The organism is Paenibacillus sp. J22P15 (assembly GCF_056269345.1).
The window spans coordinates 178798-191590 of the sequence record NZ_JBWDNT010000001.1 but is presented as its reverse complement, the minus strand read 5'-3'; the positions used below and the strand labels follow the sequence as shown (position 1 = coordinate 191590).

The 12793-nt window shown below is 44.7% G+C and carries 10 protein-coding genes and 1 other annotated feature; of the genes, 5 read left to right on the top strand and 5 right to left on the bottom strand.

What is annotated here, in order from left to right; genetic code table 11:
- Positions 1–32: 32 nt before the first annotated feature.
- The gene (rpsD, locus tag AC0YN6_RS00875; protein ID WP_475744444.1) at positions 33–635 is read left to right on the top strand and encodes a 30S ribosomal protein S4; all 603 of its coding nucleotides are present in this window, start codon (positions 33–35) and stop codon (positions 633–635) included.
- Positions 636–686: 51 nt separating this feature from the next.
- Here rpsD and AC0YN6_RS00870 read toward each other — a convergent pair whose 3' ends face one another.
- The 3 genes from AC0YN6_RS00870 to tyrS all read right to left on the bottom strand — a co-directional run bounded on the left by AC0YN6_RS00870 (position 687) and on the right by tyrS (position 4160).
- A complete protein-coding gene (locus AC0YN6_RS00870) occupies positions 687–2213 on the bottom strand; it encodes a flotillin family protein (RefSeq protein WP_475744443.1) in 1527 nt (508 codons plus the stop codon).
- Between the two features lie 30 nt (positions 2214–2243).
- Positions 2244–2771: an NfeD family membrane protein gene (locus AC0YN6_RS00865; protein ID WP_475744442.1), complete on the bottom strand. Its 528-nt coding sequence runs from the start codon at positions 2769–2771 to the stop codon at positions 2244–2246.
- A 132-nt stretch (positions 2772–2903) separates the two neighbouring features.
- Complete coding sequence (gene tyrS, locus AC0YN6_RS00860; protein WP_475744441.1) at positions 2904–4160, bottom strand: tyrosine--tRNA ligase; 1257 nt, start codon at positions 4158–4160, stop codon at positions 2904–2906.
- A gap of 54 nt (positions 4161–4214) precedes the next feature.
- Positions 4215–4480 (bottom strand) — a binding site (T-box leader).
- 122 nt (positions 4481–4602) lie between these two features.
- Between tyrS and AC0YN6_RS00855 the strand changes: the two genes are divergently transcribed.
- Entirely contained in the window at positions 4603–7671 is a 3069-nt protein-coding gene (locus tag AC0YN6_RS00855; protein WP_475744439.1) for a transglycosylase domain-containing protein, read from the top strand.
- 40 nt (positions 7672–7711) lie between these two features.
- Entirely contained in the window at positions 7712–8095 is a 384-nt protein-coding gene (locus AC0YN6_RS00850; protein WP_475744438.1) for a VOC family protein, read from the top strand.
- Between the two features lie 83 nt (positions 8096–8178).
- Here the strand turns inward: AC0YN6_RS00850 and acsA are convergent, their stop codons facing one another.
- Positions 8179–9903, bottom strand: coding sequence for an acetate--CoA ligase (gene acsA / locus AC0YN6_RS00845; RefSeq protein ID WP_475744436.1), 1725 nt, complete (start codon positions 9901–9903; stop codon positions 8179–8181).
- A 239-nt stretch (positions 9904–10142) separates the two neighbouring features.
- Between acsA and AC0YN6_RS00840 the strand changes: the two genes are divergently transcribed.
- Both AC0YN6_RS00840 and AC0YN6_RS00835 read left to right on the top strand, forming a co-directional pair.
- Positions 10143–10778 carry a GNAT family N-acetyltransferase gene (locus tag AC0YN6_RS00840; protein ID WP_475744435.1) on the top strand — a complete coding sequence of 212 codons (636 nt, stop codon included), beginning with the start codon at positions 10143–10145 and terminating at the stop codon, positions 10776–10778.
- Between the two features lie 50 nt (positions 10779–10828).
- Positions 10829–12013, top strand: coding sequence for an acetoin utilization protein AcuC (locus AC0YN6_RS00835; RefSeq protein WP_475744434.1), 1185 nt, complete (start codon positions 10829–10831; stop codon positions 12011–12013).
- Positions 12014–12090: 77 nt separating this feature from the next.
- Here AC0YN6_RS00835 and AC0YN6_RS00830 read toward each other — a convergent pair whose 3' ends face one another.
- Entirely contained in the window at positions 12091–12789 is a 699-nt protein-coding gene (locus AC0YN6_RS00830) for a 5'-methylthioadenosine/adenosylhomocysteine nucleosidase (RefSeq protein WP_475744433.1), read from the bottom strand.
- Positions 12790–12793: the final 4 nt, after the last annotated feature.

Here is a 12793-nt window from a genome sequence, read left to right as displayed (position 1 = left end):
AAATTTATTTGATGAAGGAGTTAATATTACGTATGTCACGTTATACAGGACCTAAATTTAAACTAAGCCGTCGCCTTGGAATCTCTTTGAGCGGCACAGGTAAAGAACTTGCAAAACGCGCTTTTCCACCAGGTCAACACGGCCCTAACCAACGCAGAAAAATGAGCGGTTACGGCGTTCAATTGCAAGAGAAACAAAAGCTTCGTCACATGTACGGTTTGAACGAAAAACAATTCCGCAACTTGTTTGACAAAGCGGCAAAAATGAAAGGTAAAGCCGGTGAAAACTTCATGGGCCTCCTTGAAAGCCGTCTTGACAACCTGGTTTACCGTCTTGGCCTTTCCAACTCCCGCGCAGGAGCTCGTCAGTTGGTATCACATGGTCACGTAACAGTAAACGGCAAGAAAGTGGATATCGCTTCTTACAGCGTTTCTCTTGGCGATGTAATCGGTTTGCGCGAGCGCAGCCGCAGCCTTAGAACAATTAAAGAAGCTATGGAAGGTCGTCATCACCTTCCAAACTACTTGGAGTTTAACGACCAAGCAATGGAAGGTAAATTCATCCGCATGCCAGACCGCGGTGAGCTTTCCCAAGATATCGACGAGAAACAAATCGTCGAATTCTACAGCCGTTAATAACAAGGAAAACCTTGAACCATTTGGTTCAAGGTTTTTTTTCTGTTAACATTATTGCGACAAATCAGGGTGTTTAATTGCTGCAGCGGCAGCGCTAATATCCACGGTTTTGCTAGCAGCCGGTAATTCAATTCCTCTAGTCGTAAGACCTTTTATAATTGCATTTACATCAATACCCGATACGCTCTTCAGCATCTCCGGCGCAGTAGACATTAATGAGGTAACATAATTGCTTACTCTTGCAGCCCCTTCACCATTCCCCGTATCAACAACGGTAAGCTTATCAATATTGCCTATAGGCTCTGCTATTTTGCCAGCAAGTTCAGGTAACATTTTCACAATAATATCTAGTATTGCGGCTTCTCCAAATTTCTCGAAGGCTTCAGCTAATTTCTCTTTCGCTTCCGCTTCTGCTAATCCGCGAAGACGAATAACATCTGCATCTGCTGTTCCCTTCGCTCTCTCTGCTTCCGCAACAGCTAAGCCATCCAATCGTTTCTGTGTAGCGTGCGCCTTTGCTTCCGCTTCAATACGATATTGCAGAGCATCTGCTTCGTTTAGAAGCTTCGCTTTATTCGCTTCAGCCGCTTGAACAACCGCGTAACGGTCAGCATCCGCTTTTTTCTTCACTTCAGCATCATATTGCTTCTCGCGACGTAATATTTCCTTCGCTTCGAGATCGATTTCACGTTCCTTGCGCACGAGTTCGACCTTCATTTGCTCCTCAACTACACTTTGCTTCGCACGAGCTTCATGAATCGAATACGCCTGATCCGCTTCCGCTTTGGCTGTATCCTGATCACGTTTAAATGAAGCTACCTTCATTTCCTTTTCTTTCTCTGCCTCAGCAATATTTGTATCTCGCACGAGCTCCGCTTTTTGACCAGCCTCAGCAGCAAGCGCCTTCTGAATTCTAGCATCCCGTATCGCTTCCGCTTCCGCAATTTCTGCGTCCCGCTTGACTGCAGCAATTCGCGGCTTACCAAGTGCATCTAGATATCCATGCTTATCTCTTAAATCCTTAATTGTAAAAGAAACGATTTGTAGGCCCATTTTCTTCAAATCCTTTGCAGCAACCCCTTGAACCTCTTGCGCAAATTTATCACGGTTTCGATAAACCTCTTCAACCGTCATAGAACCTAGAATAGCGCGCAAATGTCCTTCCAATACTTCCTGCGCTTCACCCTTAAGCGCCTCAGTCGGTTTGCCCAAAAACTGCTCTGCTGCCGTCGCTACATCCTCAACTGCGCCGCCTATTTTAATGATCGCCACTCCGTCGGCCATCACAGGAACGCCTTGCTCCGTGTACACCTCTGGCGTGGACACATCCAGCTTATGTGATAATAATGATAGAAATTCAGCCTTCTGAAATACCGGAAGAATAAACGCGCCTCCGCCTCTAATGATTTTCACCTTTCGACCCGAGTCGTCTGTGCTCGAATTTCGTGTACCTAGAAATGAGCCTGTTACGAGCATTGCCTCATCCGGGCTGACTGTTTTGTAGCGCGCCCAGAATGCAAGACCTAATATGATAAAAACTCCGACAACAATAGCTGGAATAATATAAATATCTGGCATTGTGTTTTCCCCTTTCAGCTGCATCATTTATTATAAATTAACTTCCGAAACATAAAGCGTACTATCCCTTACCTCAACAACGACTACCTTCGAGCCGCCTGCGATCTCACTTCCATCGAAGCTTGCTGCAATCTGGTTCGTATTCCCGGCTCCAGCCTTAACCATTACTTCTCCATAACCATGTGCGGGAATGGATACGAGCACCTCTCCAAGCTTACCGGACAAATCATTAAGCGAAAAGGCAATTGAGTTTTCACTTTCCTCCATCGGCTTAATGTACAGAAAAAAAACAGCTGTGCTTGCTAGGAGTGCAATTAACAAAGAAATAATTACGACAGCAATCGAGCCAAAGGCCGTGTAACGCTCAAGTAGAATCCCTGCTCCGCCAAACGCAGTAATCCCGCCCACCAGCGCAGTCGGTGACAACCATGAATGACCGTCTAACGATAAAAAATCGAGTGCTCCATCGAGCGCTTGCCCAATCAAATCTCCAAAAATAATGCTGACGAGCGCAAATAGAATTCCGAAAACTAGACATGACATAAATAGCGTCTCCAACTTCCTCCCCCTCTCATAGTATCCACATCTTGTAAAAGCTTCCGTTATTTAATACGTCGAAAACGCTTTTTTGTTTCGAAAAAAAATAAAGCTTGTTGAATTTTATCAATTCAACAAGCTTTATTAGAACAATTAAATTAATTTAATTTTTATGAATTTACGTTTTCCGACTTGAATAACGTCGTCATCTTTAGGAGTAATATCAGCATTGATATCCATAATTTTCTCTTCGTTGATACGTACTGCTCCTTGCTGCACGCTTCTTCTCGCCTCACTGCTTGTTGGCTGTAAGCCAAGCACCGTAAGGAGCTTCACGATTCGAATTTGACCATTATCCAAGTGCTCAGGAGATATTGCAGCCTCTTCAATATCATCTGGCAGCGCACGCTGCTGAAAGACCGTAATAAAATGATTTTCTGCTGCTTGGGCAGCCTCTTCACTATGGTACATCCGTACAAATGTCGCTGCAAGCTGCATTTTCGCATCGCGTGGATGTACAGAGCCATCAGCTAGACCTGTTTTCAATGCGGCAAGCTCCTCCATGCTTAAATCGGTAGCAAGCTCGTAATATTTAAGCATAAGTTCATCAGGAATCGACATAGATTTACCGTAAATCTGGTTTGGCTCTTCATCGATACCGATGTAATTACCTAAGCTTTTGCTCATTTTATTTACGCCGTCTAATCCTTCAATTAGAGGCGTTGTAATCGCGATTTGTCCCGGTTTATTGTATTCCTTCTGCAAGGTTCTGCCCATCAACAGATTAAATGTCTGATCCGTTCCCCCAAGCTCCACATCGGAGTTAAGCGCAATGGAATCATAACCTTGCATTAACGGGTAGAAAAACTCATGGATACTGATTGGCAAGCCTGTCGTGTAGCGCTTATTAAAATCATCTCGCTCCATCATACGCGCAACCGTGACTTTTCCAGCTAGATTAACGACATCTGCGAAATTAAGCGGCGCAAGCCATTCCGAGTTATAGTAAAGCTTTGTTTGCTGTGGATCTAATATTTTGTAAATTTGTTTTTGGTAAGTTTCCGCATTTCGTTTCACATCTTCTTCAGTCAGCTGTTTCCGTGTTTCCGATTTCCCGGTAGGATCACCAATTCTGCCTGTAAAGTCTCCGATAATCAGCTGAACTTGATGGCCCAATTGCTGAAATTGGCGCAGCTTATGCAGAACAACCGTATGGCCGATATGAATGTCAGGTGCAGAAGGATCAAGTCCTAGCTTCACATTTAATGGCGTACCTGTCGCGACTGCGTTCGCAATTTTGTTTTTCAGATCATCCTCAGGTACAATCTCCACGACACCGCGGCGAATGACGGCCAGCTGGCGCTCAACCTCACTTTGCTGCTCCTTCGTTAAACTTTCCCACTTTACCATAGAACTTTTCCTCCTTTGTATGCGTCTATATAGACATAAAAAATCCTTCCAGCCCCAAGGGACGAGAAGGATTAGCTCGCGGTACCACCCTCGTTAGAGTACGCCTGCCTTTTTTAATGAAAAAAAAGAGGTACTCTCACTTCGTTGTTGATAACGGAGACGGGCTCCGAAGTGAACTACTACGGCTGATTAGATCAGCATACGGTTCCTTCACTTAGCTCCAGGCGGTAATTCAACAAGCGGCGCATACCGGTTTCCACCACCCACCGGCTCTCTGATAATACGATTCGCTGTCTACTCGTGCCCTTCAAAGCATTGATTAGATAAAACATTATTGAATTTATACCATAGCAATGCTGTGAAGTCAATTCATACGAAAAAATGCCTAGCTTTATCGATTTATGTTATAATAGGTGTGCTATTTGGAGGAGGAGTCATAGGAATGCAAGAGGATCATCAACCTACGCCAGTGAAACGAAGCAGATGGCGTACTTTTGGAATCGTAACCTTAATAACAGTAAAATGGATGGTATATTTCGGAATTTTCATCGGATTGCTTGCTGGCGGAGCAGTAACGGGTTATGTGGCAGCAACTGTGAAAGACGAAGATGTACGGCCACGATCCGTTATTGAAGAGAAAGTCGGCGAAAATGCAATAACCGGATTTGTTTACTTCAATGATGCTTCACTTGTCGGACAGCTAAGAACGTCAGAAGACCGAATGATTATTACATATGATGATTTGCCGCCAAAAGTTATTAATGCCGTCCTTGGCATCGAAGATAATAACTTTTTTGAACATAACGGCGTAGACATCAATGGACTTGGTCGTGCGGTGAAACAAAAGGTTTTAAACGAGGATATACAAACAGGCGGAAGTACGCTTACTCAACAACTTGCACGTCGTGTATTCCTAAGTTTGGACAAAACAGACAGTCGTAAAATTAAAGAAATATTTTTGTCTCTGCGCATGGAGCGTTACTTAACGAAAAAGGAAATTTTAACAGCTTATTTGAATAAAGTTCCTTTCGGAAACGGTTCTAGCGGCTACAACTTGTTTGGTATCAAAGCAGCTGCCAAAGGTATCTTTGGCATCACGGATCTAAACCAGCTTAACATTGCGCAGTCTGCTTATTTAGCCGGCCTGCCTCAGCGACCATCTGCCTATACCGCGTTTACGGGCAAAGGTCAATTTAATCAAGCAGGCTTCGATTTGGCGCTTGGACGTCAAAAAACGGTATTGAAGCGTATGTTCGAAACAGGACGCATCACCAAGCAGGAGCATGACGAAGCGCTCCAATTCGATATAAGGAAGACGCTGGCTGAGCCTACTGAAAAGGCTTATACAACTTATCCTTATTTGATGCTTGAAGCAGAGCGTCAAGCCGCCGAGATTATGCTCATGGCACAGGATTCTACTTTAACCAAAGCTGACTTACGTAAAAAAGAAAACGCACCTCTTATCGAAGAAGCACGCGACCATTTGCTTCGCGGAGGATACCACGTCCATACAACGATTGACAAAGATATCTACCAGCTTATGCGTGAGATCGGAACAAACGATGAAAACTTCACGCCGTACAGTGAGAAAAAAGGTCTTGAGCAGATCGCAGCTGTCATGCTGGATCACAAAACAGGTGCTATATTAGGGATGCTCGAAGGTCGTGACTTCTATGAAGAGCAGCTAAATTATGCTACACAGATGACACGGCAGCCAGGTTCGACAATGAAGACATTAGCGGCCTACCTTCCAGCCATAGATATGGGCATCATACAGCCCGCTAGCATTATTGATGATGCACCAATTGTACTCAAGGATGGTCAGAAGGGCTTCCATATCCCAATGAACGTAAACCGTAAATTTGCGGGATTAGTTACAGCGCGTGAAGCATTGAACCGCTCATTGAATTTGCCAGCTTTGAAAATTTTCAATGAGGAAGTCAAAATCGAGAATGCATGGTCATTTGTCAAAAAACTTGGCATTACAACGCTTCAACCGGAAGATGCTTATGCACAAACCGGTGTAATTGGCGGATTAAGCATCGGCGTTTCCGTAGAAGAGCTTACGAATGCATACGGGGCAATTCCGAACAAAGGCGTTTTCAACGATGCCTACATGATCTCAAAAATTACAGATGCAAACGGAAAACCGATATACGAGCACAAACAAGAACCCAAACAAGTATTCTCGGAGCAAAGTGCCTTTTTGATGACAGATATGTTGTCGACCGTTATTTCAAGCAGAAGCGGTTCTGCAAACAAACTGAAATCACAATTTGATAAATACGGAGAAATTCCGATTGCCGGCAAAACAGGTTCCACACAAAGCTACGGTGATGTATGGTTCATGGGCTTCTCGCCGGATATTACTTTAGGGGTCTGGGCCGGTTATGAGGAGCAAGTTAACTCCTTATCCGAAAAAGGTAAAACACGGGCTCGTTCAATCTGGGCGTTAATTATGAATAAGATGGCCGAAAAGAAACCAGACGTATTCGTAACGAAGGAATTTGAACGTCCATCTGGCATAGTCAAAGCTACCGTATCCAGCGCAAGCGGCTTGCTTCCAAGCCAATTGACGAAGGAATCAGGCATGTTTGTAACCGATTGGTTTAACAAAAAGGATATACCTAAGAAAACAGACGATGCCCTTGTTAAGATGTCTTACATTACTTACAATGGCGTGAACTACGTTCCTAACCCTGCGACTCCTAATGATATGGTTAAGGAACAAATCGTAATTAAACGTAAAAAACCATTAGATGTCCTAATGGATGAGATTAAGGCAGCTCAGCAGAAACTGCCGGCTAGCAGCCGTCGACCACTTGGTGTATACCTGCCTGCGGATGCATCAAATAATGCGCCGTCTAAGCCTGACCCTCGTGTCGATGACGGGGCTGCCCCACCGCCTCCTGCAAGTGTTAAGCTGCAGTCATCGGATGGGGCGTTCATTCTGACATTTAACGATAGTACCGCTGCTGATGTCGTAGGATACCGTGTGTATCGAGCGGCTAATCAAGGTTCATACGAGAAGCACGGCGAATCTATTCCGCTGGGTGCGGACAAACGGATGAAGCTTAACGCTTCTAACGCTCAGGGCTACACTTATTACGTGACAGCCGTTGATGTAGTCGGGAAAGAATCAGCACCAAGTCAGCTTGTTCAATATGGTAACACACCTGTGAATCCTGGGTTACCTGGTCTACCTGAGGACGGTGGCAATTCTAGTGGAAACGGGTCAGCTACAACAGCTCCTTCAGCTCCAACGAACTTAAAAGCTGCGAAAACGGATCTTAGCGTACGTTTGACATGGGCTTCTAACAGTGTGTCTGACCAAGTAACGCAATATCATATATACTACAGCGCAAATAACGATGGAAAATTTTCAAAGATCGGATCTACCTCAGAAACAAGCTTCGAGTATGTTGCACCGCTTATCACTGGCTCGTTTTACGTGACATCGGAAAACGCGAGCGGCCAGTCAAAGCCCTCCTCGAAGCAAACGATCAGTTAGCTAATATTCCATATTCCACACTAGGAAGGAAATAATAACAATGACCAAAAAACGTATCGATCATGTTGGAGTTATGGTAAAAGATCTTGAAGCCTCCATTACTTTTTACACGGAGATTATCGGATTTGAACTTAAAGGAAGAACACCGCATACAAACGGTATCATTGAACTCGCTTTTCTCGGCTTTGGCGATTCCGACGAAACGGAGCTTGAGTTGATCAAAGGTTACAACGACAGCCTTCCTACTGAAGGAAGAGTGCATCATTTTGCAGTCTCTGTATCTGATGTACATGCAGAGTTCGATCGCTTAAAGCAACTGAACGTTACCTTCATAGACGAGGATATCACTGTGCTCCCTAACGGCTATCAATATTTTTTCATAAGCGGACCAGAGGGCGAGCGAGTAGAATTATTTCAACGGTAAGTGATAAACAAGAATGGACATAGTAATTGAAAAAAAGAGGCTGGCTCCTAATTTTTGGAGACAGCCTCTTTCTCATTGTTTTCTTAGTCTTCAATCGTAGACAGGTCGCCTGTCGGCAGGTTTAGCTCCCAAGCCTTCAACACTCGACGCATAATTTTGCCGCTTCGTGTTTTTGGAAGTTTATCCTTAAACTCGATTTCTCTTGGCGCCGCATGAGCGGATAAACCTATTTTTACAAATTGCGAAATCTCAAGCTTCAATTCATCTGAAGCCACATAGCCTTCGCGCAGTGCAATAAACGCTTTAATGATCTCTCCACGCATCGGATCAGGCTTACCAATAACTCCTGCTTCTGCGACTGCTGGATGCTCAACAAGCTTGCTCTCTACCTCGAAGGGTCCGACTCGCTCGCCTGCAGTATTAATGACATCATCTATACGCCCTTGGAACCAGAAGTAGCCATCCTCGTCCATATACGCTGAATCACCGGAAATATACCAGCCTTTAATATAGAAATACTCCTCATACTTAGATGGATTATTCCATACTTTACGCATCATAGACGGCCAAGGAACTTGAATCGCCAAATTACCCATACGATATGGAGGAACCTCATTCCCGCTATCATCAATGATAGCAGCTTTGACCCCTGGCAACGGCTTGCCCATTGAACCTGGCTTAATATCCATACTCGGGTAGTTACAAATCAATTGACCGCCAGTCTCTGTCATCCACCAAGTGTCATGAATGCGTTGACCGTAAACCTTCATGCCCCATCTTACGACCTCGGGGTTCAGCGGCTCTCCTACGCTTAGGACATGTCGCAAGCTTGAAAGATTAAACTGCTGTGATATATCGTCCCCCGCGCCCATTAACATACGGAACGCAGTAGGTGCACTGTACCATACAGTAACGTTATATTTCTGAATGACACTATACCAATCACTTGGACTAAAACGCCCGCCGCGAACGACATTTGTTGCCCCATTAAGCCATGGTGCAAAAATACCATAAGATGTTCCGGTCACCCAGCCTGGATCAGCCGTACACCAGTATATATCATTTTCTTTCAAGTCGAGTACAATTTGTCCTGTATACATATGCTGAACCATCGCATTTTGGACGTGGTAGACACCTTTAGGTTTACCAGTTGAGCCAGATGTATAGTGTAAAATGAGACCATCCTCGCGATCCAGCCATTCAATCTCGGCCTCATCGGAAGCATCAGCCATTACTTTCGCGAAATCGATAATTCCCTCTTCATTCTCTAAATCTTTACCGAATACGATTACATGCTTCAGATTCGGAAGCTCATCTCTTTTAATTCTTTTTAATAATGCAGGAGTTGTAATAATTGCTGTAGCTTCACTGTCTTGAAGTCTGTCCTTTACCGCCGTCTCCATAAAAGCCTCGAAAAGCGGTCCTACAACAGCACCGATCTTCAATGCGCCAAGAATACTTAGATAAAGCTCCGGTGAACGCGGCATGAAGATGAATACACGCTCTCCCTTAGTAATACCTAGGTTCCGCAAAACATTGGCAAATCGATTCGATTGCTTGCTCAGTTGCTCAAAAGTGTAGGATTCATCGCGTTCACTATCACTATAGTATAGAGCGACCTTGGCTCCTCTTCCTTGCTCAACATGGCGATCAATGGCTTCATAAGCCATATTCACTTTCCCAGTCGTATACCAACTAAATTGACTTTCGATCTGGCTCCATTCAAAAGAATTAACTGCTTCTTCATAATTCGGTAAGTTCGAATTTTGCGCTGTCGCTGGAATTCGTTCTTGATGTAAGTTGATCATACTATCACTCTCCCATCAAATCTAGGTTTCTGATTTTAAAGAATACGCTTTCAGTATGGAGTCAAATCTTGAGGCATACAAGCTGAACTCCACAAGCTCATCCCTTGATAAACCGCCAAACTTATTATAACATAACCTTTTTCTATTCGACTATGCTTTTCATTTACTAAAATGTTTGTTATAAAGAGTATTAGAGATTTATGTTTTAAGATGAATTTAACAGCAAAGGGGGGGCAGCCTTGGAACACCGAAAGCGTTTGCAGCGAGAACAGCTCGTTTTGGACACCAGTCGCGAACTTATTTTGGAAGGACCCGTACCGCCAGATCGACTAGCTAGTATGACGATCCATGAATCACTAGATGCATTCCGCAGGCCAAAGGAGCAGCATGTTGCGCTTGTTGAAATCGCCGGTTTAGATGAAGGAAGAATTATTTTGGCACGCGAGGGCTCCGTTATCGTTGGTTATGTCACCTTCCATTATGCAGACGAGTTGGAGCGCTGGTCCGAGGGCGGAATGACTGATCTCATCGAGCTCGGCGCTATAGAAGTAGCAGATGATTATCGCGGCTGCGGCTTAGGAAAACGTATGATTCAGCTTGCCTTCGCCGAGGAACAATTAGAAAATATGATTGTATTCACAACGGAATATTATTGGCATTGGGATCTTGAGGGTACGAAGTTAAATGTATGGGACTATCGCAAAATGATGGAAAACTTGATGAAAGCGGTCGGAATGATCTGGTTTGCTACTGATGATCCCGAAATATGCTCCCACCCCGCGAATTGTCTAATGGTCCGAATTGGGACAGAGGTTCCGCTGAGCTCCGTCGAACACTTTGACCGCGTGCGCTTTCGTCAACGATTTATGTATTAAGCTGATGCTTTCGAAGTTGGTTTGCTTCGCAAACCTTAAGGAGGATAGGAATGGCTTCTGACTCTATTTTCATCTATCATTCGGATGCTAGCGGATATAAATTCGGTGAGGAGCATCCTTTCGATCCGCTGCGTCTAACTTTAACGATTGATCTGCTTAAAGAAGTTCATGCTTTGTCTGAGGTGGAGGAGCATTTCGTGACTCCCGTCGATTATTCCGAGGAAGAGCTGTTGCCGCTCGTACATAGAACTGATTATTTGGCGGCTGTTAAACAATTGAGCGAGGACACCGACATTGACGATAGTCATGTGCTAGCAGAACAATTTGGACTGCATACAGAGGATACACCCTATTTCCCTGGGATGCATAAAGCCGCGATGTCCATCGTCAGTGGCTCTGTGACCGCCGCAGAGCTCGTTATGACCGGTCAAACGAAGCATGCCTACCATCTAGCCGGCGGATTGCATCACGCCTTCCCTGATCGCGCCTCTGGCTTTTGTGTATATAACGATGCAGCCGTCGCCATTAAACATATCCGTCAAAAATATGGGGCCAGAGTGCTTTATATTGATACCGATGTCCATCACGGAGACGGTGTCCAATGGGTTTTCTACGATGATCCGGACGTATGTACTTATTCGATACATGAAACAGGCAAATTTCTGTTTCCCGGAACCGGCTACGTTCATGAGAAAGGTACGGACCACGGGCATGGTGCTTGCTTTAATGTACCTCTTGAGCCTTATACAGAAGATGAATCTTGGCTGGAGAGCTTCAATATTACTTTACGCAAAGTCATCTCAGCCTTCCAACCAGACATCATCATTAGTCAGCACGGCTGTGACGCCCATGCGTTTGATCCGCTCTCCCACATTCATTGCAGCATGCGAATCTATGCTGAAATACCCGCCATTATACATGAATTAGCGCATACCTTTACCGAAGGCCGCTGGATCGCTCTTGGCGGAGGCGGCTATGATATTTTCCGCGTCGTTCCGCGGGCATGGTCTTTAGTTTGGCTTACGATGATTAACCATCCTATTGCTCGTGCTATTGCTGCCGGAGAAGAAGCACGACTTCCAGACAGCTGGCTGGACCGCTGGGAATCGATTAGCCCCAACCAGCTCCCAACGCATTGGATGGACGATCAAGCTGACATTGCACCGATGCCTAGACGTACAGAAATAACGAACAAAAATCGTTTAACCCAAAACATCGTTATTCAGGATCTATAAATCTACCTACGTATCCAGCTCCAGTACAATATCAAAAAAAGCTCTGATGCTGGCATCAGAGCTGGTTCTTTGTATGGTTAAATATGTTGCAGTATATCATCAATAATTTGATATGAATTGTTGGAGGCTGTTACTGTAAACTCAGCGAAGTTAACATGAGCCGACCCATCCGCTTTGTCAGACATCGAACGAATAATGACAAATGGTATATTATTCATATCGCATACTTGAGCTACCGAAGCGCCCTCCATCTCCGCACATGCGCCTTGCAGCGTCTCATGGAGCAGCTTGACCGACTCACGGCTAGCAATAAATTGATCGCCTGAAAGCACCTTTCCTTGCAGACTACGTCCTGAGAATAATCGATTGCTCGCAGCTGAAGCGAGTTCGATTAATCGTTCATCAGCAGGAAACTCTGATCTTGGGTGAAAAGGAATCGTTCCAAGAGCAAAACCTAGTGGAGTGCAGTCCATATCATGCTGCACGCAGCTCGTAGAAACGACGATATCACCAATATTCAGCTGTGGATCAACTGCGCCGGCAACACCTGTGAATAGAACGCAATCAGCTCCGAGATCTAGCAAAATTTGTGTACAGACAGCAGCATTAACTTTACCTACACCCGATTTGCAATAGATGATCGTTTTGTCATGAAGTGTGCCTTCATAATATGTAATGCCTGCTTTTGTCACCTCAGACGCTACGTTCACCTGCTCATGCAGCAATTCTATTTCTTCCGCCATAGCGCCTATAATCCCGATTTTATTAAATGACATTTCT

Bases quoted from the DNA above. Each gene is read 5' to 3' on its own strand.
- AC0YN6_RS00850 (WP_475744438.1), top strand. From the start codon at position 7,712: ATGACCAAAAAACGTATCGATCATGTTGGAGTTATGGTAAAAGATCTT.
- AC0YN6_RS00835 (WP_475744434.1), top strand. From the start codon at position 10,829: ATGGCTTCTGACTCTATTTTCATCTATCATTCGGATGCTAGCGGATAT.
- AC0YN6_RS00830 (WP_475744433.1), bottom strand. From the start codon at position 12,789: ATGTCATTTAATAAAATCGGGATTATAGGCGCTATGGCGGAAGAAATA.
- rpsD (WP_475744444.1), top strand. From the start codon at position 33: ATGTCACGTTATACAGGACCTAAATTTAAACTAAGCCGTCGCCTTGGA.
- AC0YN6_RS00855 (WP_475744439.1), top strand. From the start codon at position 4,603: ATGCAAGAGGATCATCAACCTACGCCAGTGAAACGAAGCAGATGGCGT.
- AC0YN6_RS00870 (WP_475744443.1), bottom strand. From the start codon at position 2,213: ATGCCAGATATTTATATTATTCCAGCTATTGTTGTCGGAGTTTTTATC.
- acsA (WP_475744436.1), bottom strand. From the start codon at position 9,903: ATGATCAACTTACATCAAGAACGAATTCCAGCGACAGCGCAAAATTCG.
- tyrS (WP_475744441.1), bottom strand. From the start codon at position 4,160: ATGGTAAAGTGGGAAAGTTTAACGAAGGAGCAGCAAAGTGAGGTTGAG.